At 69.0% G+C, this 21,000-nt stretch carries 19 protein-coding genes; 8 read left to right on the top strand and 11 right to left on the bottom strand.

Translation table 11 applies throughout. The features are described 5' to 3' along the window. Positions 1-12: 12 nt before the first annotated feature. A complete protein-coding gene (locus ACRWNM_RS26110) occupies positions 13-360 on the top strand; it encodes an antibiotic biosynthesis monooxygenase family protein (RefSeq protein WP_431970729.1) in 348 nt (115 codons plus the stop codon). A gap of 76 nt (positions 361-436) precedes the next feature. Next, a complete protein-coding gene (locus ACRWNM_RS26105) occupies positions 437-2,746 on the top strand; it encodes a HelD family protein (RefSeq protein WP_431970728.1) in 2,310 nt (769 codons plus the stop codon). A 141-nt stretch (positions 2,747-2,887) separates the two neighbouring features. Here ACRWNM_RS26105 and ACRWNM_RS26100 read toward each other — a convergent pair whose 3' ends face one another. Beyond that, a complete protein-coding gene (locus ACRWNM_RS26100; protein WP_431970727.1) occupies positions 2,888-3,340 on the bottom strand; it encodes a universal stress protein in 453 nt (150 codons plus the stop codon). A 535-nt stretch (positions 3,341-3,875) separates the two neighbouring features. Beyond that, complete coding sequence (locus ACRWNM_RS26095; protein WP_431970726.1) at positions 3,876-4,736, bottom strand: DUF6597 domain-containing transcriptional factor; 861 nt, start codon at positions 4,734-4,736, stop codon at positions 3,876-3,878. Positions 4,737-4,806: 70 nt separating this feature from the next. Between ACRWNM_RS26095 and ACRWNM_RS26090 the strand changes: the two genes are divergently transcribed. After that, complete coding sequence (locus tag ACRWNM_RS26090; RefSeq protein ID WP_431970725.1) at positions 4,807-5,277, top strand: VOC family protein; 471 nt, start codon at positions 4,807-4,809, stop codon at positions 5,275-5,277. Between the two features lie 24 nt (positions 5,278-5,301). Here ACRWNM_RS26090 and uvrB read toward each other — a convergent pair whose 3' ends face one another. Continuing rightward, a complete protein-coding gene (gene uvrB, locus ACRWNM_RS26085; RefSeq protein WP_431970724.1) occupies positions 5,302-7,467 on the bottom strand; it encodes an excinuclease ABC subunit UvrB in 2,166 nt (721 codons plus the stop codon). Between the two features lie 410 nt (positions 7,468-7,877). On the opposite strand from uvrB, the gene ACRWNM_RS26080 reads away from it, so the two are divergent. Then, positions 7,878-8,504, top strand: a complete 627-nt coding sequence (locus ACRWNM_RS26080; RefSeq protein WP_431970723.1) for a DUF402 domain-containing protein — start codon at positions 7,878-7,880, stop codon at positions 8,502-8,504. A 57-nt stretch (positions 8,505-8,561) separates the two neighbouring features. Next, on the top strand, positions 8,562-9,086 hold the full coding sequence (locus ACRWNM_RS26075) for a DUF402 domain-containing protein (RefSeq protein WP_431970722.1): 525 nt from the start codon (positions 8,562-8,564) through the stop codon (positions 9,084-9,086). Positions 9,087-9,189: 103 nt separating this feature from the next. Here the strand turns inward: ACRWNM_RS26075 and ACRWNM_RS26070 are convergent, their stop codons facing one another. Together ACRWNM_RS26070 and coaE are read right to left on the bottom strand one after the other, a co-directional pair. Then, positions 9,190-9,471: a hypothetical protein gene (locus tag ACRWNM_RS26070; RefSeq protein ID WP_431970721.1), complete on the bottom strand. Its 282-nt coding sequence runs from the start codon at positions 9,469-9,471 to the stop codon at positions 9,190-9,192. 175 nt (positions 9,472-9,646) lie between these two features. Beyond that, on the bottom strand, positions 9,647-10,837 hold the full coding sequence (gene coaE / locus ACRWNM_RS26065; RefSeq protein ID WP_431970720.1) for a dephospho-CoA kinase: 1,191 nt from the start codon (positions 10,835-10,837) through the stop codon (positions 9,647-9,649). A gap of 303 nt (positions 10,838-11,140) precedes the next feature. On the opposite strand from coaE, the gene ACRWNM_RS26060 reads away from it, so the two are divergent. Beyond that, entirely contained in the window at positions 11,141-11,353 is a 213-nt protein-coding gene (locus tag ACRWNM_RS26060; RefSeq protein WP_431970829.1) for a hypothetical protein, read from the top strand. 61 nt (positions 11,354-11,414) lie between these two features. Here ACRWNM_RS26060 and ACRWNM_RS26055 read toward each other — a convergent pair whose 3' ends face one another. The 3 genes from ACRWNM_RS26055 to ACRWNM_RS26045 form a co-directional block, all read right to left on the bottom strand. Further along, positions 11,415-11,858: a MarR family winged helix-turn-helix transcriptional regulator gene (locus ACRWNM_RS26055; protein WP_431970719.1), complete on the bottom strand. Its 444-nt coding sequence runs from the start codon at positions 11,856-11,858 to the stop codon at positions 11,415-11,417. 49 nt (positions 11,859-11,907) lie between these two features. Continuing rightward, positions 11,908-12,903 carry a zinc-binding dehydrogenase gene (locus ACRWNM_RS26050; protein ID WP_431970718.1) on the bottom strand — a complete coding sequence of 332 codons (996 nt, stop codon included), beginning with the start codon at positions 12,901-12,903 and terminating at the stop codon, positions 11,908-11,910. Between the two features lie 160 nt (positions 12,904-13,063). Next, positions 13,064-14,476, bottom strand: coding sequence for an SPFH domain-containing protein (locus tag ACRWNM_RS26045; protein WP_431970717.1), 1,413 nt, complete (start codon positions 14,474-14,476; stop codon positions 13,064-13,066). A gap of 263 nt (positions 14,477-14,739) precedes the next feature. Here ACRWNM_RS26045 and ACRWNM_RS26040 point away from each other — a divergent pair, with 263 nt between their 5' ends. Further along, complete coding sequence (locus ACRWNM_RS26040) at positions 14,740-17,007, top strand: MMPL family transporter (RefSeq protein ID WP_431970716.1); 2,268 nt, start codon at positions 14,740-14,742, stop codon at positions 17,005-17,007. Here ACRWNM_RS26040 and ACRWNM_RS26035 read toward each other — a convergent pair. Both ACRWNM_RS26035 and ACRWNM_RS26030 read right to left on the bottom strand, forming a co-directional pair. Beyond that, a complete protein-coding gene (locus tag ACRWNM_RS26035) occupies positions 16,953-17,525 on the bottom strand; it encodes a TetR/AcrR family transcriptional regulator (protein WP_431970715.1) in 573 nt (190 codons plus the stop codon). The two genes, ACRWNM_RS26040 and ACRWNM_RS26035, sit on opposite strands and share 55 nt — an antisense overlap. A gap of 56 nt (positions 17,526-17,581) precedes the next feature. After that, positions 17,582-18,280, bottom strand: coding sequence for a TetR/AcrR family transcriptional regulator (locus tag ACRWNM_RS26030; RefSeq protein WP_431970714.1), 699 nt, complete (start codon positions 18,278-18,280; stop codon positions 17,582-17,584). 89 nt (positions 18,281-18,369) lie between these two features. Between ACRWNM_RS26030 and ACRWNM_RS26025 the strand changes: the two genes are divergently transcribed. Continuing rightward, positions 18,370-19,050, top strand: a complete 681-nt coding sequence (locus ACRWNM_RS26025) for an NAD(P)-dependent oxidoreductase (RefSeq protein WP_431970713.1) — start codon at positions 18,370-18,372, stop codon at positions 19,048-19,050. 186 nt (positions 19,051-19,236) lie between these two features. On the opposite strand, the gene rpsA is transcribed toward ACRWNM_RS26025, so the two are convergent. Next, positions 19,237-20,703 carry a 30S ribosomal protein S1 gene (gene rpsA, locus ACRWNM_RS26020; protein ID WP_067793196.1) on the bottom strand — a complete coding sequence of 489 codons (1,467 nt, stop codon included), beginning with the start codon at positions 20,701-20,703 and terminating at the stop codon, positions 19,237-19,239. Between the last annotated feature and the right edge of the window lie 297 nt (positions 20,704-21,000).

Below are 21,000 nucleotides of genomic sequence, written 5' to 3'. Positions count from 1 at the left end.
GAAAGTCACCGCATGATCGTCGAACACGCCCTGCTGCCCGTCCGCCCGGAACTCGCCGCCGCCTTCGAGGCCGCCTTCGCCGAGGCGAGGCCGCTCATCGCGGGGATGCCCGGCTTCCGCTCGCTGTCACTCTCGCGCTGCGTCGAGTCGCCGGGCGTCTACCTGCTGCTGGTGGAATGGGAGCGGCTGAGCGACCACGTCGACGGGTTCCGCGGGTCACCGGAGTACCAGCAGTGGAAGGCGCTGCTGCACCACTTCTACGAACCGTTCCCGGTGGTCGAGCACTTCGAACCGATGCTCACCGACCCCACTTATGGGGCCCCACCTGCGGTTACGGCGGGCGTGCCGAACTCGCAGTAGACTCGACAACTCTGTTTTCCGACGCGCGCACGGGATCGGCGCGCGTTCGCCCCATCGCGGTGACAAGGAGTCCAGTTTGCCCGACCGCCTCGCCCACGACCGTGCCGTCACCGACGGCGCGGTCGCGCGGACCCGCGAAATCGAGAAGGAGCAGGCCTACCTGTCGGTGCTCTACGACCGGCTCGACGGAATGCGCGCATACGCCAAGAACCGGCTGCGCACCGTGTTGCTGGAGACCGGGGGCACCCCGCAGGCGCGCAGCGAGCGCGAGTCGTTCAGCCAGCTGTACTCCGAGGATCTGGCCAAATACGATGCCGCCGAACACGGTCTGTGTTTCGGCCGCATCGATCTCGACGGCGACGAACCGCGCTACATCGGCCGTCTCGGCATTCTGGACGAGAAGGACGACTACGCGACCCTGCTCCTGGACTGGCGCGCGCCCTTGGCCCGCCCGTTCTACCTGGCCACCACCGCCACGCCGGACGGTGTGAGCCGGCGCCGCCACATCCGCACCCGCAACCGCCGGGTCACCGCGGTCAACGACGAATACCTGAACCTGACGGCGGCCGAACAGGCGGGCAGGGTCGAGTCCGACGGCGGCGTCGGCAGCGAGAGCGCCCTGCTCGCGGCGCTCAACGCGGCCCGCACCGGTCACATGAACGACATCGTCGAGACCATCCAGAGCGAGCAGGACGCGATCATCCGCTCCGAGCACAAGAGCGTGCTGGTGGTGCAGGGCGGGCCTGGCACCGGCAAAACCGCCGTGGCACTGCACCGGGCCGCCTACCTGCTCTACACCTACCGCCAGCAGCTGGCCAAGAGCGGCGTGCTGATCATCGGCCCGAACGCGACCTTCCTCGACTACATCGGCCAGGTGCTGCCCTCGCTCGGCGAGACCGGCGTGCTGCTGTCCACCATCGGCAACCTGTACCCAGGAGTGAAGGCGACCCGCGAGGATTCGCTGCGCGCGGGTGAGATCAAGGGCGCGTTGAGCATTCTCGACGTGCTCAAGCAGGCCGTGCGCGACCGGCAGGAGGTGCCCGCCGAACCGGTCCGCCTGAGTTTCGACGGCTATCCGGTGACGCTGGACAAGAAGATCGCGACCAAGGCCCGCGGCCGGGCTCGCTCGTCGCGCCGCCCGCACAACCTGGCCAGGCCGATCTTCGCCAGTTCGGTGATCGACGCGCTCACCGACCAGCTGGCCCAGACCATGGGCGCCGATCTCTCCGGCGGTCCGAGCCTGCTCAGCCGCACCGATCTCGCCGAGATCCGCGACGAGATGAAGTCCGATCCCGGGGTGCAGGCGGCCATCGGGCGGCTCTGGCCGATCCTGACCCCGCAGGAGGTACTGGCCGATCTGCTGGCCGACCCACAGCGGCTGGACCGCGTGGCGGCGAGCCTGTCTCCCGAGGACCGTGCTGAGCTGGTCCGCCCCGACGACGGCGAGTTCAGCGCCGCCGACGCGCCCCTGCTCGACGAGCTGGCCGAGTTGCTCGGCGTCGACGACGCCGAGGAGCGGGAGCGTGCCCGCCGCCGCTGGCGCGCTCAGCTGGCCGAGGCGCAGGACGCGCTGGACATCCTCACCGGCTCGGCGCCGCAGGATCTCGAGGACGAGCTCGACCCCGAGATCCTGATGGCCTACGACCTGATCGACGCGAGCCAGCTGGCCGAGCGCCAGGACGTGCGCGCCAGGCAGACCACCGCCGAACGCGCCGCGGGCGACCGCACCTGGACCTACGGGCACGTCATCGTGGACGAGGCGCAGGAGCTCTCGGAGATGGCGTGGCGCATGGTGATGCGGCGCATTCCGAACCGGTGGATCACCGTGGTCGGCGACGTGGCCCAGACCGGTGACCCGGCGGGCGCGTCGTCCTGGCAGCGGATGCTGGAACCCTATGTGGCGCAACGGTGGAAGCGCACCGAGCTGACGGTGAACTACCGCACCCCGGCCGAGATCATGGCGGTGGCCGCCGAGGTGCTCGCCGTTATCGACCCGGAGGCCAAGGTGCCGCGCTCGGTGCGCGAGTCCGGGAATCCGCCGCGAGCCAAGCGAGTCGGCGCGGCCGAATTGCCCGGCGTGGTGGAGAGTTTGGTGGCCGCAGAGCAGGGACCGGGCACCACCGCGGTGATCGCGCCGCACCCACGGGTTGCCAAGCTGGCCGAACTGGCCGCGGAATCGGTGCGGGTGCTGACGGTGCACGACGTGAAGGGGCTGGAGTTCGACGCGGTGATCCTGGTGGAACCCGCACGGATTCTCGCGGAATCACCGCGCGGGATGAACGACCTGTACGTGGCGCTGACGCGGGCCACCCAGCGGCTCACGGTGGTGCACAGCGAGGACCTGCCCGAGGTGCTGGCGACGCTGGAGCGGTCGGTCCAAGGCTGATCGGCGCGGGCGGGTTTCGCGGGTCGTCGCCGGATCGGGAAGGGCGGCGACCGGCGGACCGCAACGCTTACGGCCTCGGCCGAATGCGCGAAAGCTCCGCATCGCGCCGGAGGGGCGATACGGAGCTCTCGCGAGGAATTCCTATCGGACGGTGTGCACGATCAGTACATCCGAGCGGGACTTGCGCGCCACGTCGGAAGGCACCGAGCCGAGCAGGCGACCCGCGAGGGTGTTCAGGCCGCGGTTACCGACGACCAGCAGGTCCGCCTGGGTCTCCTTGATCAGGCCCAGCAGCGACTCCACCGGCTCGCCGACAATGGCGCGCTCGACGATCTCCTCGGCGCCCGCGGCGGCCGCCTTGTCCCTGGCGGTGCGCAGGATCTCGTTGGTGGGGGCGGAGCCGCGCACCTGGTAGGCCTCGTCCTTGAGCACATCGGCCGCGGCCGCGACGTCGCGATCATCGGTCGGATAGTAGGCGCAGGCCACGATCAGGGTGGCGCCGGCATCGGCGGCCAACGACGCTGCCTTCTCGACGGCTACGTACGACGACTCCGATCCATCGGTACCGACGACAATGGTCCGGTAGGCGGTCATGCCTCCACCTCGCTAGCGCTCGGCGCCGGCATGGCCGGCTGTGGCGCTGTGTCTTTGGTTCGCTCGCTTCGCTCGCTCACGGTCTTTCCTCCAACTATGCGGGTCGGGTGCCTGCGTCCGGCGTCCCGGCATGTCGGGCACCGGCGCGGCGACTGCGCTCGACCATAGCCGCAATCACGGCGGAAACAGCAGAAATCGCAACACATCACACTCGCCGATGTCGGGCTTTCCGCCCAGCGTTCGCACATCGAATGTCGCAGGGCCTTACCGACCAGCGCGGATTCTATTTCGCGCCGGTAAACCTGTGATACGTCACAACAGCGGTGAACGTTCTTCTGTGCCTGGGATATTCATCACAAGATACCGTTCTCGGCGCGCCGCCGCGCCGCAACGCGGCGCCGCACGGGCGCGGCTACGGCTCTGATGAGCCCTTGACCAGTTGCGTTGCAGCCAGCCACGGTGGGCTCCCCGCCGTGGAGCCGATATCCGTCCGCGGCCCGGCACCTTCCGAATAACGACCGTTTATCGGCCGGATTCACCCGGCGGGCCCGGACGCCGCGACCAAATCGGACGCCGCACGCGAATGCCGCGCGTACTCCAGCGGCGCCATTCCGATCTCCGCGGTGAACTCGTGGGAGAAATGCGCCTGATCGAAATAGCCGAGTTCGACGGCCAGCGCGGCCAAATCCGCGTGCCGCCCGTTGGCGAGCAGTTCCGCGCCGTCCTGCAACCGGTAGCGGCGCAGCACCCACTTCGGCCCCGCGCCGACATAGCGCCGGAACATCCGCTGCAGGGTGCGGACAGGGACGCCGAATCGCTCGGTGACCTGATCCACCCGGGTGAGCGACCGGTCGTGCTCCATGTCGTGCACGATCTGCGTCACCAGCAGGAACGTGGGGTCGTGACCGCCGGCGCGCGGCGCGAGGAACTTCTCGACCAGAGCGCGGCGGTCCTCGGCGGACGCGGCGGCGAGCACCCGTTCGGCGAGGTCGGCGGCGTCCGGAAACACCTCGGCGAGCGGCAACGACCGGTCGCGCAGGGACGCGACGTCCAATCCGGTGAAGGCGCCGAACCCGCCCGTCCGAAACCGGGCGCCGAAGGTCATCCCGAGCCCCGCCAGCTCACGGGTGAATTTCGTGGTGCACACGCCGGTGACGAAGCCGCCGGTGCGCTGCTCGGACTGTTCGAAAGTGACGTTCACGCACGGAAAAGGCAGCACCTCCGCGACATACGGAGGGCAGCCGCGCAGATCCCAGCGCACCACCCAGTACCAATCCACGAACTCGCCGACCCCCGGCCCCGCCGTGAGCCGGGCCAGGCTCCGGTGCCGGGACTGCTCCCTCGGGTGCAGAATTCCCTTCTCGCTGTCGGGCGGTGTCCGTCCCTCAGTGGCCATCACGCCTTCTCCTCGACGGGTGTCGCTTTCTTACAAGATCGGGCGCGCCCGCCCTGACAGGGTGGAAGCCATGACGACATCGGTGAATCCCATCCCCTCCGGCTACCACTCGATCACCTGTTTCCTCGCGGTCGCCGACGCGAACAAGGCCATCGAGTTCTACTCCTCGGTCTTCGGCGCGAAGGTGGTCAGCCGCAGCGACCTGCCCGACGGCCAGCCCGCGCACGCCGAACTCGAGATCGGCGATTCGACACTGCAACTCGGTATGCCTATGCCCGCCAACGGGGTCCAGGCCCCGAACGGCGAGTGGGTGCACACCTCGATCGTGCATTACTGCCCCGACGTCGACGCCGTCATCCAGCGCGCGGTCGAGCACGGCGCCCGCAGCGCCGAGGAACCGCAGACCTTCGTCACCGGCGACCGCTTCGGCGTCGTGATCGACCCGTTCGGCCACCGCTGGGCGGTGATGACGCGGGTCGAGGACGTCTCGCGCGAGGAGGCCCAGCGCCGGGTCGACGAGTGGATGGCGACGCAGAGCTGAGGCCACGGCGGACGCCACCGCGACTCAGCTCAGTCCGGCGGCATCCATGCCGCGCAGTTCCTTCTTCAGGTCGGCGATCTCGTCGCGCAGCCTGCCCGCCAGCTCGAATTGGAGTTCGCGGGCCGCGTTCATCATCTGCGCGGTGAGTTCCTTGACCAGATCGGCGAGTTCGGCGCGCGGCATCGCCTTGATGTCGCGGCCCTCGTAGACGCCCGCGCTCACCGCGCGGCCCGGCTCGCCCTGGGCGCGGCGGCCGCGGCTGACGTTGCGGCCGGAGCCGCCGACCTCGACCTCGTCGGCCTCGCGGTACACCTGGTCCAGGATGTCGGCGATCTTCTTGCGCAACGGCTTCGGGTCGATGCCCATCTGCTCGTTGTAGGCGACTTGCTTGGCCCGGCGTCGCTCGGTCTCTTCGATCGCGTGGCGCATGGAGTCGGTGACTTTGTCGGCGTACATGTGCACTTCACCGGAGACGTTGCGCGCCGCGCGACCGATGGTCTGGATGAGGCTGGTGCTGCTGCGCAGGAAGCCTTCCTTGTCGGCGTCCAGGATGGCGACGAGGGAGACCTCGGGCAGGTCGAGGCCCTCGCGCAGCAGGTTGATGCCCACCAGCACGTCGTACTCGCCGAGGCGCAGCTGGCGCAGCAGCTCGACGCGGCGCAGCGTGTCGATCTCCGAGTGCAGGTACCGCACCCGCACGCCGAGCCCGAGCAGGTAATCGGTGAGATCCTCGGCCATCTTCTTGGTGAGCGTGGTGACCAGCACCCGCTCGTCGCGGTCGGTGCGCTGCCGGATCTCGTGCACCAGGTCATCGATCTGGCCCTTGGTCGGCTTCACCACCACCTGCGGGTCGACCAGGCCGGTCGGGCGGATGACCTGCTCGACCACCTCGCCGCCCGCCTGCCCCAGTTCGTACGGGCCGGGGGTCGCGGACAGGTAGACCGTCTGCCCGATGCGATCGGCGAATTCCTCCCAGGTCAGCGGGCGGTTGTCGACGGCGGACGGCAGCCGGAAGCCGTATTCCACGAGGTTCCGCTTGCGCGACATGTCGCCCTCGTACATGCCGCCGATCTGCGGCACGGTGACGTGCGACTCGTCGATGACGAGCAGGAAGTCCTCGGGGAAGTAGTCGAGCAGCGTCGCGGGGGCCGATCCGGCCGGGCGGCCGTCGATGTGGCGCGAGTAGTTCTCGATGCCGGAGCAGAATCCGACCTGCCTGATCATCTCCAGGTCGTACTGGGTGCGCATGCGCAGTCGCTGCGCCTCCAGCAGCTTGCCCTGACGCTCCAGCTCGGCGAGGCGCTCCTCGAGCTCCTGTTCGATGTCGCGGGTGGCGCGCTCCATACGTTCCTGGCCCGCCACATAGTGGGTCGCCGGGAAGATGCGCACCGTGTCCACCTGGCGCACCACGTCACCGGTCAGCGGGTGCAGATAGTAGAGCGCCTCGATCTCGTCGCCGAAGAACTCGATGCGCACCGCGAGCTCCTCGTAGGAGGGGATGATCTCGACGGTGTCGCCGCGTACCCGGAACGAGCCGCGGGTGAAGGCCATGTCGTTGCGGGTGTACTGCACGTCGACCAGCAGCCGAAGCAGTGCGTCGCGGTCGATCTCGGTGCCGACCTCGAGCTGCACCGAGCGGTCCAGGTAGGACTGCGGCGTGCCGAGGCCGTAGATGCACGACACCGAGGCGACCACCACCACGTCGCGCCGGGACAGCAGGCTCGAGGTCGCCGAGTGACGCAGCCGCTCCACGTCGTCGTTGATCGAGCTGTCCTTCTCGATGTAGGTGTCGGTCTGGGCGATGTACGCCTCGGGTTGGTAGTAGTCGTAGTACGAGACGAAGTACTCGACCGCGTTGTGCGGCAACATCTCACGCAGTTCGTTGGCCAGCTGCGCGGCGAGCGTCTTGTTCGGCGCCATCACCAGCGTCGGGCGCTGCAACTTCTCGATGAGCCAGGCCGTGGTGGCCGACTTGCCGGTGCCGGTGGCACCCAGCAGTACGACGTCGCGCTCGCCCACCTTGATCCGGTGCTCCAGTTCCGCGATGGCCGCGGGCTGGTCGCCCGCGGGCCGATGCTCGCTGACCACCTGGAAGCGCCCGTCGGCGCGCTCGATGGCGCCGACGGGACGGAACTCCGAATGCGCGAGGGGCGTCTCTCCCTCGGCGGGAATCTCGGTAGCGAAAGCCATGACAACCAGCGTAGGCGCAGGCACCGACAGATTTCGCGGCTCGGTGACGCGGCAGGCGGGACGGCCCTGCAAGTGGGGCCGAACTCCCCTCCTGCTCGGCCCCACTCCCGGCGGAGCGGAAACCGAACGGAACACTCGTGCCTGGGCCGCCGTCCAGAATATCGACAGCAGCTATCCATTGGCAAATCTTGTAATTTCAATTTTCAATTACCCGCCGACGGCCGACACGGCCGCTGGCGTGCCCCGCTCCACGAAGGCCGCGGACCGCGCCGCCGCCGGACCTGTCACCGATGTCCGAATTGCCCATTCCCGCAGGGTAATTGGGCATCGAACCGCAACTTTTCATGCCGAGCCGAGCCCGCGACCCGGGTGTAACCTGATCTGGCGCTGCACTAGGTAAGGACGTCGCCATGAGCACTTTGCTGCCGCTGTTCGTCGCCGCTCCCGCCGTCACGGGTATCGCCGGATACCTCGCTCGCGATCTGCGAGCGGCCGTGCCGGCCGCCACACCCGCCACGTCCACAGGAACCGCCGCGCCGCCGCCGCACCGGCCGCTGGTGGAGTACTTCAACCTCGCGGAGCTCACCGTCACCGACGCGAAAGGCTTCGTCCGGCCGGTCGAGCGCTTCCAAGTCGAGCCGTGGGGCCTGTACATGGCGCGCATGGTCGACGGGTCTCGTTATCTGCAGTCCTGGCTGCTGCCCGACCTGTCGGTACGGGCGACCGTGATCCACACGCGGGCCGGACAGCACCGCAGCCGCGATTACCTGCTCGATGTCGGCGAGTTCACCAAGATCGCGCCGCGGCGCTGGAAAGCCGTCGATCAGTACCTGGATGTCGTTGTCCGCCATCGTCGTTCGACGCGCCTGCGCGGCGTCGGCGACCTGCTCGCCGCGCACGCGGCGGGCCTGGTGGACACCGCGCAAGCGCACCGCGCTGTCGAGCGGGCCACCGCCGCGCTGGACGGACTCGCGGCGCACGACCACGACGTCGAGCTCTGGCTCGCCGCCCACGACATCACGTTGACCTGGATGTGACCACCGCACTTCTCGCCAGCGCTCGACGGAACGGCCGCGACGGTAGATTCTGACTGCATGACACAGGCACCAGCAGTGAACGTGCACCGACCCAAGGTCGAGTACTTCGACGTCGCGAGCCTGACCAACACGGATCCCAAGGGATACGTGCGGCCGGTCGAGCGCTATCGCGTCGAGCCGTGGGGCCTGTACATGGCGCGTACCGCCGACCACCCGCAGTTCCACTACGTGGAGTCCTGGCTGCTACCCGAACTCGGGCTGCGCACCACCGTTTTCCACTACAACCCGGCCCACCGCCGCGACCAGGACTACTATCTCGACCTCGGCGAATTCACCAGGGTCGAACCGAAGAAGTGGCGGTCGGTCGACCACTATCTCGACATCGTCGTGCGCTCCGAGCGCGAGACCGAGCTCCTCGACGTGGACGAACTGCTCGCCGCGCACGCCGCGGGCCTGATCGGCACGGCCGAGGCGCAGGCCGCCATCCACCACGCAACCGCCGCGATCGACGGGATCGCGGCGCACGGCCACTCCCTCGATCGCTGGCTCGCCACCCACGACATCGAGCTGACCTGGCTCTGACCGCGCAGACCCCGAAACGCCGATCGCCCGGCGGGAGTATTCCCGCCGGGCGATCGCCCTCGACTGTGCGTAATGCCGGTACGCAGCCCGGCAGCGGCGACGCTCAGCCCGCAAGACCGGGGAGCAGCCCGCCGAGTCCGCCGCCGCATCCGCCCGCGCTTCCGGTGCCGCCGCCGCGTTCGGCGACGTTCACCGTCACCGAGCCGCTGATCAGCAGCTGACTGGCCTCCCGTTTGTGCCTGCCCTCCGGCTGTGCCGCGCCGTTTGCGGCGCGCTTGCCCGCCCGTCGCCGGGGGCGCGATGCCGAGGTGGCGCGCTCACTTCGAGGAGAAATGCCGGAAATTCTGGGACGGCCGTTCGGTCGGCTGAGACGTGCACCGATCAAGATCGAAAGAATGGCGTCCGCCCATCGGAATCCGATACCGCACCGCGGCATCGATACCAACCAGCCACCCGATATGACGGCCGCCACTCTCCGATCCCGAAGCACGCCTCTCGGTATTCCGAAATATTTCCGGCGAAATCGTCCGAAATGGGTGGTTCGCGCCCAATCGGGCGGGTCAGTCGAGCACCCTCAGGTAGACCCCGTCGAACCACGGCTCCTTCACCGCGTAGTACGCCTCCGACGCGGCCTCTCCGGTGAGCCCGCTCGCCTTGGCCTCGGCCTCGCGCTTCACCGCGAGGTACTCCGCACGCGCCGCCGCGTCGCCGCGCAGCCAGTCGCGGAAGGCCAGCGCGAACCGCTGGCCGGGCGACCCGTCCACGCGGATGTGCACGTTGGCGAGACGGCCAGGGTCGGCGTTGCCGTGCAGCCGCTTGGCCCAGCGGGCCAGGTCGGTCCCGTCCGGGTCGCCCTCGGTCGGCTTCGGATTGTCGTGTGCGACAACGGCTTTCACCGGGAACCCGGCCGCGCCCAGCGCGTCGCGCAGCCCGTCGGCCGCCGCGAGATCGGCCACGGTGATCTGCAGATCCAGCACGTCCTTGGCGGGCAGGCCAGGCACCGCCGTGGAACCGATGTGGTCGATGCGGGAGGCCGCGGCGCCACAGGCCACCCACAGTCGCGCGATGAGCCGCTGCGCCTGCGCGACCCATTCCGGATCGTGCGGCGCCAGCCGCAGCTCCCGCGGACCCGCGGGCGTCCCGGTGCGCAGGTTGCGCTCGAACGGCCTCAGCCGCTCTTCCCACAGCCGGTGCACCGCGGCGTCGATCACGCCAGCGGGGCCGCTGTTGTCCAGCAGGACGTCGGCCACCGCGCGCCGCTGTTCGTCCGTCGCCTGCGCCGAAATTCGGGCCCGCGCATCGGATTCCGAAACGCCGCGAAATTCCGCGAGACGGCGAATTCGAGTTTCCGCGTCGACGTCGACGATCACCACCAGATTCATCAACGGCGCCAAGCCGTTTTCCACCAGCAGCGGAATATCCTGCACCACAATGGCGTCCGCCGGGGCCGCCGAAATCAATTCCGCGGTGCGCTTTCCGACGAGCGGGTGGGTAATGTAATTCAGGGTTGCGCGGGCTGCGTCGTCGGCGAACGCGACGGCGGCGAGCGCGGGCCGATCCAGGCTGCCGTCCGCGGCGAGTATGCCGGGGCCGAACGCCTCGACCAAGGCCGCGAGCCCCTCGGTGCCCGGTGCGACCACCTCCCTGGCGATCAGGTCGGAATCGATGATCACCCCGCCGCATTCGGCGAGGATCCGCGCCACCGTCGACTTGCCAGCTCCCATGCCTCCGGTGAGGCCGATCCGCAACATTCGTTCAGTTTCGCATCCGCCGCCCCCGGCCGGCCGCCCGCCCGGCCTCGGCTCCCGGGGTGGCGCGCCAATGCCATCGATTACCCACTCGCCCCTCGCATTCCACGCGCGACGGCCCCAATTGCCCGTTCCGTGACGCGGTCGAGACCAATTCGCAACATTTACAGTCGGACCGCACAGCGGCCCGACAAGTTTCCGACACGCCGAGGCAATTACTTCCGCAAAATACTGTGTTCGGCAGTTTCGTTCCGCTAATCTTCGCCGTGGCGATCCAGGCCAATACCAGCAAGCAAAGGAAGACCATTGGGCACCAGAATCAACCAAACGGGTCGCCACCGTTTGGGTATGGCGGGCGGCGTGCACTGCACCCAGATCCCCGCCGTCGCGGCCGCGCTCGCCGAGCACCGCCGTACATGGTTCACCGCACTGATCAGTCCCGCCCGGCACAGTTTCGCGGCCATGCGAAAACGCTCCACCATGGCCACGGCCTACTGGGTACCGGCGACCGCCGGCTGAGCTTGCCAGACGATAATGGCCCAGCCTCCCGGCTGGGCCATTATCGTGCGCCGGGCACGGCTCAGAGCTGGGCGCTCTCCACGACCGCGGTGAATTCCCGCACCTCGGCACGGAATCGGGCGAGGCCGTCCCGGTCGAGGCCGGTGGCGTCGGCCACTCGCCGCGGGACGTCCCGCGCGCGCTCGAGCAGCGCCGCACCCGCTTCGGTCGGTCGCACCAGCACCGACCGCTCGTCCTCCGCGGAGCGCACCCGGGTGATCAAACCCGTCGTCTCCAACCGTTTCAGCAACGGCGACAACGTCCCCGAGTCGAGGTCGAGCGCCTCGCCCAGCTCTTTCACCGTCACGGTTTCGCGCTCCCACAGCACCAGCATCACCAAGTACTGCGGATAGGTCAGCCCGAGGTCGTCCAACATCGGCCGATAGAGCCGCGTGAGCGCCCGCGAGGCGGCGTACAGCGCGAAGCACACCTGGTTGTCGAGCTGGAGCTCGGTCGTCTGTGTCATGGTCACCACCTCTTTTTCGAAGGTAGTAGCCGATTCAGTGGCCTGCAATTCACCCGGCGCGATCGGGTGCGGGCGCCAAGGCGATCTTGGCGTTGCGCCCGGGGCGTTCGCTGGCGGCCGCCGCCTCGGCCGCACGGTCGAGCGGGTGGACCGCCGCGACCGCCAGTCGCAGTTCGCCGCTCGCGGCCAGCTCCACCAGTTCGCGCAGCACCCGGATGCGCTCGGCGGCGCCGATCTCCTCGGCCCGCTTCGCTCCCCAAAAGCCCTTCACGACGGCTTGTTTGAAGATGAGCGTGCCCGGCGAGAGAGTCCACGGCTGACCGGAGAGCGCACCGAACGAGACCAGCTCGCCGTTCGGCGCGAGCAGCTCGAGCAGGTCCGCGCCCGCGCGTCCGCCGACCTGATCCACGGCGCGCACGATGGGCGCACCCGAGGTGGCCGCGGCTGCCTGTGCGAGCCAGTCGTCGGCCTCGGTGTCGACGACCGGTTCGTAGCCGAGATCACGCAGCGCCCGCACCGACGCCTGGCCGCGCACCAGATTCAGCACCCGCACGCCGCGCCGCCGGGCCAGCAGGTTCATCAGCCGTCCCACCGCGCCGTTCGCGGCGTTGATCACCAGCCAGTCCCCTGCCGCAACGCGCAGATCGTCCAGCAGCACCGCGGCGCTGAACGGCATCGCGAGCAACTGGGCCGCGGTCTCGTCGTCGACCGAGTCGGGCACCGGCAGCGCCTGCGCCGCCTTCGCCACGAAGTACTCGGCCCACACCGCAGTCGCGCCGGAGACCGCCACCCGCTGGCCCACCGCCCGGTCGGTCACGCCCGCGCCGACCGCGTCGATCCGCCCGACGCCTTCGGTGCCCGGGATGGCGGGCAGCGACGGCCGGTAGCCGTAGACGCCGCGGATGATCGCGAGATCGTGGTTGTGAATCGGGGACAGATCCAGGGCGATCCGCACCTCACCGGGTCCCGGTTCGGGCACCGGCCGATCCGCCGTGGTCAGCACGTCCTTCGGCTCTCCGAATTCCTCGATGACGACCGCTCGCATCATGCCTCCTCTGCTCGTTCGACGGCGATACCGCATCCAGAGTAGAACGCAACTGAATTGTGTCCAATCAAATTGGGCGTGCGTTATGTCACGCGCTCGTGACAGGTCCGCAGGCCGTGTCACCCGGGAGCCCGGCGCGGGTGACGCGACCGAAGACCGATCAGTCCGCGGCCGAATCCCCGGCGGCCCGGCGCGCGGTCCACGCGTCGACCACGCCGTTCAGCTGGGCCACCACGGACGCCAGTCCCGACAGATCGCCGCCGATCTGGTAGGACCGCAGCTCGGCGGGCGCGGGCAGTTTCTCGACGATCTCGGGCAGGCTGGCCACCAGGTTCGCCTGGATGCTCGCGTCGTTCTGCGCGTTGGCGGTGGCGACCCGTTCCCGCTCCAACTGCACGATCAGCAGCTCGCCCTCGTGCTCGGCCCGCTGCCGCGCCGTGGTCAGCGCCAGTTCGCCGTCCACCTCCTTGCTCCGCAGCTCTTGGCGCCTGCGCAGGTTCTCGAGCTGTTCGGCGTGCTGTTCGCGTTCCAAGCGCACGGCGTGCAGCGCGGTCTGCTGCGCCAGCTCGGCGACCGCGCGCTCGTCGTCGTGCTCGCGGGTGGTGCGCCGCATCCTCTCCGCCGTCTCGCGATCGAAGCGCTCCGCGTCGTTCCGGTCGCGCAGCTGCGCGAGTTCGCGCTCGTTCTCGATGCGGCGTTCCTCGCTCGACCGCTGCGCGGCGGCCTCCCTGGCCGAAATCGCTTCCTGCGCGGTGAGTTCCGCCAGCCGGGCGACCTGGTTCTGTTCGGTGCGGTAAGGCTTCTGCAGGTTCTCCCACAGCGTCGACGAGCTCACCACCGCCTCCTTGATCTGCACGGTGACGATGCGCAGCCCGAGACCGCGATCGGCGTCGCCGGTCCGCGCGTCGCCGCTACCCTCCGCGACCGCGCGCAACCGGGCGGTGAGTTCCTCGATGATCGGCTGTTTGTCGCTGAGCACATCGCGCACGCCCATCGTGGACACCTTGTCCTTGATGGCCGCCTCGGCCTGTTCGCGCAGCTGAATGTTGACCAGCCGCATGGGATCCTCATCGTCGGAGAAGTCGAGTTTGCGGTACGCGGTGCCGAAATCCTCGATGATCCACTGCACGTAGCCCTGCACCAGCACACCCTGCAATTCCCGGCAGATGCAGTACGCGTTGATCAGGATGGTCTGCATCGCGCCGGGCACCACGAGGTAGGAGTCGGTGGCCGGGTTGTACCGGAACGACACACCGAGCCCGATGTGCAGCGGTTGCGCGCGCCCGCGCCTGGTGTGCACCACGAAAGCGTTGGGCGGCACCAGAACCGTGCGCCACCGCCAGAAGCCGGTGACCCGGACTTCCACCGGTCCCGGCCCCTGCCCCTGCGCGCTCTGGCCGACTCGCTCGGCCCGTTTCGCCAGCGCGCCTCGAGGCAGCGGCGGAGCGCCCGGAGCCTGCGGCGCCGGGGCGGCCGCGGCGAGCGGCTTTCGCGTGCGCAGATCGTCCTCCAGCGCCGCCTGCTGGGCGACGACCTGATCGAGATAAGTGTTCTTGCCCGGATTGCTCCCCATGGCCGGGCACACTACCGGCGAATGCCGCCGCCCCCAACAGCTTTCGCCCGCGCGGAGCCGGGCTCGGCTCGCCGCGGACAGCGCCCTCCGGCGTGCGCTCGCCCACCGCACCGACGCACCGCCGGAAGCTGCGCTGGACCAGCGCCGGGTGCACGTGACCACCCCCACACCTGACAGTCACTTGCAGAAGCCGGTTGTAGGAACTTACAGTTGCAGACAGATCTGATAGTGACTTTCAGGTACTCGACGCCCCCGGAGGGGACATGACGCTACCGACCCTGACCAAGGAGCCGAGCCGCCCCGCCGCCCCGCCGCCGCCGCTGCGCACGCTCGGGCGCTGGGGCGCGACGATGGCGCGGCACCGCAGAATCGTGCTCGGCGTCTGGCTGCTGCTCGCGATACTCGGCGCCGCCGCCTATCCCCTGCTGCACGACCGGCTCGGCGCGCCTGACTACACCGTGCCGGGCTCGGCGTCGAGCGAGGTCGATCGCCTTGCGGCGCAACACTTCGCGCAGTTCGGCGCGGAACAGGAGTTGCTGGTCTTCCACTCGCAGCGCTTCACCGCCGACGCCCCTGAATTCCGCGCCGCCATCGATCGGGCGCTCGTCGCCACGCGCGAGACGTCGGGCGTCACCGGCGCGCTCGGACCGTTCCAAGGCAACGCCGCGGCGCAGATCTCCGCCGACCGGCACACCGCGTTCGGCATCGTCGGCCTCGAGGGCGACATGTCGGAACGGGTCGCCATCGCCACCCGGTTGCAGTCGGCCGTCACGGCGATCTCCGACGCCGACATCCGCGTCGCGGTCACCGGATACGGTGCGGCGCAAGCCGATCTCATGGACATCGAAACCGCCGACATGCAGCGAGCGGAAGCAATCGGCCTGCCGGTCGCCGCCGCCGTACTGGTCTTCGCCCTCGGCGCGGTGGCCGCGGCGACCCTGCCGATCACGATCACCGCCGCGGGCATCGCCCTCGCCGTCGGCGGCCTGTTCGGCCTGACCACCTTCCTGACCTTCGACTCGCTGGTGCTCTCGGTCGCCACCATGATCGCCACCGGCACCGCGATCGACTACGCCATGTTCATCGTCAGCCGGTTCAACGAGGAACTGACCCGGCGCGGGGTGCGAGACCGTTCGGCGCGCGCGGAGATCGATGCCGCGGTCGCCGTCGCGCTGGACACCACCGGGCGGACCGTGCTCGCCTCCGGCCTCATCGTGCTGATCTCGCTGTGTTCGCTGGCCGCCGTGGGTATTCCGATGCTCGACGGCGTCGCGATCGGCGTGGTGACGGCGGTGCTCGCCACACTCGGCGCGGCCGTCACGCTGCTGCCCGCCTTGCTGGCGACTCTCGGGCCCGCCGTGAACCGCGGAGCCTTGCCCGCGCGGTGGCGTCCCGCGGAGACGCGCTCGACCGCGGCGTCGAGCGCGTGGGCGCGCTGGGCGCACCTCGTCATGCGCAGGCCGGTCGTGTTCGGCTTGGTCGGCGTCGCCGTCCTCGCCGTCGCCGCGGCGCCGATCACCGGCATCCGGTACGGCATCGACATGGGTCTCGGTTCGCTCGGCGATCGGCCGAGCGGTGCGGCGACCCGCCTGGTGGAGGACAACTTCGGCCCCGGATTGCTCGCCCCGCTGTCGGTGCTCGCCACCGGGCCCGACGACGGGCCCCTGCTGAGCGCGGCGCAGTCGGAGGTGCGCGCGTTCGCGGACGAGATCTCCCACGACCCGCGCGTCGCGACGGTGCTGCCCCAGCAGTCCGAGGGGCGCATCATGATCGCCGTCGTGCCGCGGGAATCCTTCGACTCCACCGCCGTCTCCGAGCTCACCGACGAGATCCAGTCTCGCGCAGCGGAAGTCGAGGGCGCCGAGGTGCGCGTCGGCGGTACGCCCGCGACCTTCGCCGAGGTCTCCGAACGGATCACCGGCCGCTTTCCCTGGGTGGTCGCCCTGGTGCTCACCATCTCGCTGGCCTTCCTGATCCTGGCGTTCCGCAGCATCGTGCTCGCGGTCAAGGCGATCCTGCTGAACCTGCTGGCCACCGGTGCGGCAATGGGCATCACCGTGGCCGTATTCCAGGACGGCATCGGCGAATCCGTGCTCGGTTTCCAGAGCACCGGCTTTCTCCAGGTGTATCTGCCGATGCTGGTGTTCGCGGTGCTCTTCGGCCTCTCGATGGACTACGAGGTGTTCCTCATCCGGCGCATGAAGGAGGCGTGGGACCGTCACCCGGACAACGCCGCCGCGGTCGCCGAGGGATTGCAGCGCACCGCCCGCCCGATCACCGCCGCCGCGGCCATCATGGTCGCCGTGTTCGCGAGCTTCGTGACCGCGGAGGTGTTGGAGCTCAAGCAGATCGGGTTCGCGCTGGCGGTCGCCATCACCATCGACGCCCTCGTGGTGCGGCTGATCCTGGTGCCCGCCTTCATGCGGCTGTTCGGCCGGTGGAACTGGTGGCTGCCGCGGTGGCCTCGCGGCCCGCGTCAGCGGATGATCGCCTCCAGCGCGTCGATGATCGATTCCACCGCCGGGGCGTAGATCTCGCTCAGCCGTCCGGCGAAACCTTCTCCCGCCCAATGGTCGAGGACGGCCACCCCGCCCCAGATCGCGGTGGACGCGGCCATCCGCATCCGCAGATCGTTGGGCTCGCGCCCGCAGCGCTCGGCGAACAGCAGCCGGAACTGTTCCTCCAGCTCGCGCATCTGCCGGGTCTGGCCGTCTCGCACCTCGGGGAACGCGCGCACGTACCGGAGCCGTCGCGCGATGCGGCGTTCGGAGTCCGGGGTGACCAGGGCGGCGATCATCACCGGCACCAAGGGGCGTGCCACCGCGAGAAGCGCTGCGGGACCGAGGGTTTCGCGGTCACCGGCAGTGCGCAGCACCTCCAAGAGCTGCGGGTCGGCCTCGTCGTAGAGGACGAGCATCTCCTTCGTACCGAAATAGCGGTAGACCGAACTCGGCGACACCCCGGCCGCGGCGGCCACCCGCTCGACGGTCACCTCGCGATATCCGTGCTCGTCGAACAGATCCAGCGCCACCCGCTGGATCCGGCTCATGGCCTCGACTCTCCTTCGCTCCCAGACGGTGGCGGGAAGCCGGCCGTGCGTAGCTGTCACAAGCCCACCGCCCGCACCAGATCGAGCATCTCGATGCGGAAAAGCTTTGCCGGGTCCTGCGATTGAGGGCGCAGGTGGCCGTAGACCTCCAGCGCGATCGGGCCGTGCATGCGGCCCCACATGCGCAAGGCCAGGGCAAGCGCGGCGGGCGGCAAGTCGGGGAAGTCGGCGCGCACGTGCTCGACCAGTGCCGGGTCGAAGTCCGACCACGTCGAATCCCCGAGAGTCTGCGCCGCGGCGGCGCGGGGCCACGCGGCCGCGGCGAGTCCGACGAGTCCGTCGCAGGCGCGCAATTCCGCCTCGCGCGCCGGGCCTTCCGGCGGTGGCTGGTAACCGGGCACCGGGTCGCCGTAGATCAACCGGAACCCTTCGGGATTCGCGACGGCCCATTCCCGGACGGCCTCTCCCCAGGCGACGATGCGTCCGCCGGGGTCGTCTTCGGGCACCGTGTCCCGCGCGGCCTCCACTTGGTCGACCAGTCCGGTGTAGACGTCGGAGATGAGGGTGGTGATCAGCTCGTCGCGAGTGGCGAAATAGCCGTACAGCGCGCCCGCGGTCATGCCCATCTCGCGGGCGATGGCGCGCAGCGAGATCGCGTCCGGACCGCCCTCGGCGAGCAGGCGCAACGCGATGGCTTTGATCTCTTCCGTCGCCTCCTGGCGCAATCGTTCCCGACGGCTCTTCACCTCGACCACGGTTGACACTCTACAGCGTTTGACTACTATCGGCCGTGTCGTTACTGAACGGCGTGTAGTAAACGAACAGCGTTTAGAAGGTGGGCATCGTGAAGATCGGAATTTTCGGCGCGAGCGGCGTCATCGGCGGCCGGGTGGTTCAGGAAGCACGGCGGCGCGGGCACGACGTGACCGCGTTCGCGCGCGACTCCGCCCGCTTCCCCGCCGACCGGGGCGAGGTGCGCTGGGTGGTGGCGGACTGGCTCGACACCGACAGCATCGCCACGGCCATCGCGGGCCTGGACGTGGTGATCAGCGCGGTGAACGCCGGGCACGGCATCGCCGACACCATCGCCAACGCGAGTGACTTCGTCACTGGCGCGCACGCCATGGTGGGCGCGCTGCAACGGCACCCGGACATCCGGCTGCTCACGGTCGGCGGCGCGGGCAGCCTGGAGGTCGCGCCGGGTCGCCAACTCGTCGACACCGGAACGGAATTCACGCGCATCCTCACCGAGGACCTCGGCGTACCTGCCGAATACCGCGACGTGGTGCTGGCGCTCGGGGACGCGTTGAACGTCTATCGCGTCTCCAACCGCAACTGGACCTACCTCAGCCCGTCGTCGGGCTTGATCCAGCGCGGCGCGCGCACCGGCCGGTACCGCGTGGGCGGAGATCAACTCCTGATCGCCGACACCGACATCTCCGCCGAGGACCTGGCCGTCGCCCTCCTCGACGAAACGGAGAATCCGCGCTTCCCGCAGCGCCGCTTCACCGTCGCCGCCGCCTGAGTCGCGACCGGCGTCGGTCCCCGCGCGGTGGGAAACCACTCCCGCAGCAGATCGGCTGCGGTCTTGCCGCCGCGGCCGAATCCCTCGCACTCGTGCGCCCCCTTTGTTCGTCCGACGAACTTACCCCCAAAAGGGCGAAGGCCCCGGTCCGTGGGGACCGGGGCCTTCGCGCGTGCTCTACCCGAATCAGGCGTTGCCGGAGAGCTTCTCCCGCAGAGCCGCCAGCTGGGCGTCGCTGGCCAGCGAACCGCCAGCGGGCTCGGCCTGGCTGGAGGAGGACTGCGCACCGCTCTCGGAGGAGTAGTTCGACGCGCCGCCGCCGTTCGCGGCCTCGGCCGCGGCGTCGGCCGCCATCTTCTCCATCTGCGCGGTGTGCATCTTGTGGCGACGCTCCGCCTCGGCGTAGCGGCCTTCCCACTCCTCGCGCTGCTTGTCGAAGCCCTCGAGCCATTCGTTGGTCTCGGGGTCGAAGCCCTCGGGGAAGATGTAGTTGCCCTGCTCGTCGTAGCTGTCGGCCATGCCGTACTTCGACGGGTCGAACTCGGCGTGGTAGTCCTCGTTCGCCTGCTTCAGCGAGAGCGAGATCCGGCGACGCTCCAGGTCGATGTCGATGACCTTGACCATCGCGTCGTCGCCGACCGCGACAACCTGGTCCGGGACCTCGACGTGGCGCTCGGCCAGCTCGGAGATGTGCACCAGGCCCTCGATGCCCTCTTCGACGCGCACGAACGCACCGAACGGAACGAGCTTGGTGACCTTGCCCGGCACGATCTGGCCGATCGCGTGGGTGCGGGCGAACTGACGCCACGGGTCTTCCTGGGTCGCCTTGAGCGACAGCGAGACGCGCTCGCGGTCCAGGTCGACGTCGAGAACCTCGACGGTGACCTCGTTGCCGACCTCGACGACCTCGGACGGGTGGTCGATGTGCTTCCAGGACAGCTCGGAGACGTGCACCAGACCGTCCACGCCGCCCAGGTCGACGAAGGCGCCGAAGTTGACGATCGAGGAGACCACACCCTTGCGGACCTGGCCCTTCTGCAGCTGGTGCAGGAACTCGGAGCGCACCTCGGACTGGGTCTGCTCCAGCCACGCGCGGCGGGACAGAACCACGTTGTTGCGGTTCTTGTCCAGCTCGATGATCTTGGCCTCGATCTCCTTGCCGACGTACGGCTGGAGGTCGCGGACGCGACGCATCTCGACGAGCGAGGCGGGCAGGAAGCCGCGCAGGCCGATGTCGAGGATCAGGCCGCCCTTGACGACCTCGATGACGGTGCCCTTGACGGCCTCGTCCTTCTCCTTGAGCTCCTCGATGGTGCCCCACGCACGCTCGTACTGCGCCCGCTTCTTCGACAGGATCAGGCGGCCTTCCTTGTCCTCCTTGGTGAGAACGAGGGCCTCGACCTCATCGCCCACGGAAACGACCTCGTTCGGGTCGACATCGTGCTTGATGGAGAGTTCACGGGAGGGGATGACGCCTTCGGTCTTGTAACCGATGTCGAGCAGGACCTCGTCGCGGTCGACCTTGACAATGGTTCCTTCGACGATGTCGCCGTCGTTGAAGTACTTGATCGTGGCGTCGATGGCGGCGAGGAAGTCCTCGGCGGAGCCGATGTCGTTGACGGCTACCTGCGGCGAGGTGACGGTGGTGGGCATGTGTCGGTTTGCTCCGGACGGATTGTGGTCGGTTGCGGACATTGGAACTTTCGGTACGCTGCGAAATCACCGCGACGATGCGACGACGGACACAGAGGAACGTACCGCACTCATCCACTTGTGAAACTCAGCACGGGCGCTCTGTTATTTCAGTACGCTGATACGTCGGTAGATCGTTACTTCGGTACACCGGTACGTCAGTACAGCAGACACTCGCGCGTTCAGCGTACGCGACCTTGGTCCGCACGGGCAAACCGGTCTGCACGCCACGCCGGAGCGTTTCCGGTGCGCCGCAAT

This window comes from Nocardia sp. bgisy134, from assembly GCF_965341865.1.
GTDB lineage: Bacteria > Actinomycetota > Actinomycetes > Mycobacteriales > Mycobacteriaceae > Nocardia.
Note: the sequence above shows the minus strand (reverse complement) of the source record. Positions and strands in the feature narration are given on the sequence as shown.

Coding starts and splice junctions, on each gene's coding strand:
- ACRWNM_RS26055 (WP_431970719.1), bottom strand. CDS start 11,858: ATGACACAGACGACCGAGCTCCAGCTCGACAACCAGGTGTGCTTCGCG.
- coaE (WP_431970720.1), bottom strand. CDS start 10,837: ATGTTGCGGATCGGCCTCACCGGAGGCATGGGAGCTGGCAAGTCGACG.
- ACRWNM_RS26090 (WP_431970725.1), top strand. CDS start 4,807: ATGACGACATCGGTGAATCCCATCCCCTCCGGCTACCACTCGATCACC.
- ACRWNM_RS26080 (WP_431970723.1), top strand. CDS start 7,878: ATGAGCACTTTGCTGCCGCTGTTCGTCGCCGCTCCCGCCGTCACGGGT.
- rpsA (WP_067793196.1), bottom strand. CDS start 20,703: ATGCCCACCACCGTCACCTCGCCGCAGGTAGCCGTCAACGACATCGGC.
- uvrB (WP_431970724.1), bottom strand. CDS start 7,467: ATGGCTTTCGCTACCGAGATTCCCGCCGAGGGAGAGACGCCCCTCGCG.
- ACRWNM_RS26110 (WP_431970729.1), top strand. CDS start 13: ATGATCGTCGAACACGCCCTGCTGCCCGTCCGCCCGGAACTCGCCGCC.
- ACRWNM_RS26050 (WP_431970718.1), bottom strand. CDS start 12,903: ATGCGAGCGGTCGTCATCGAGGAATTCGGAGAGCCGAAGGACGTGCTG.
- ACRWNM_RS26100 (WP_431970727.1), bottom strand. CDS start 3,340: ATGACCGCCTACCGGACCATTGTCGTCGGTACCGATGGATCGGAGTCG.
- ACRWNM_RS26035 (WP_431970715.1), bottom strand. CDS start 17,525: ATGAGCCGGATCCAGCGGGTGGCGCTGGATCTGTTCGACGAGCACGGA.
- ACRWNM_RS26040 (WP_431970716.1), top strand. CDS start 14,740: ATGACGCTACCGACCCTGACCAAGGAGCCGAGCCGCCCCGCCGCCCCG.
- ACRWNM_RS26075 (WP_431970722.1), top strand. CDS start 8,562: ATGACACAGGCACCAGCAGTGAACGTGCACCGACCCAAGGTCGAGTAC.
- ACRWNM_RS26095 (WP_431970726.1), bottom strand. CDS start 4,736: ATGGCCACTGAGGGACGGACACCGCCCGACAGCGAGAAGGGAATTCTG.
- ACRWNM_RS26045 (WP_431970717.1), bottom strand. CDS start 14,476: ATGGGGAGCAATCCGGGCAAGAACACTTATCTCGATCAGGTCGTCGCC.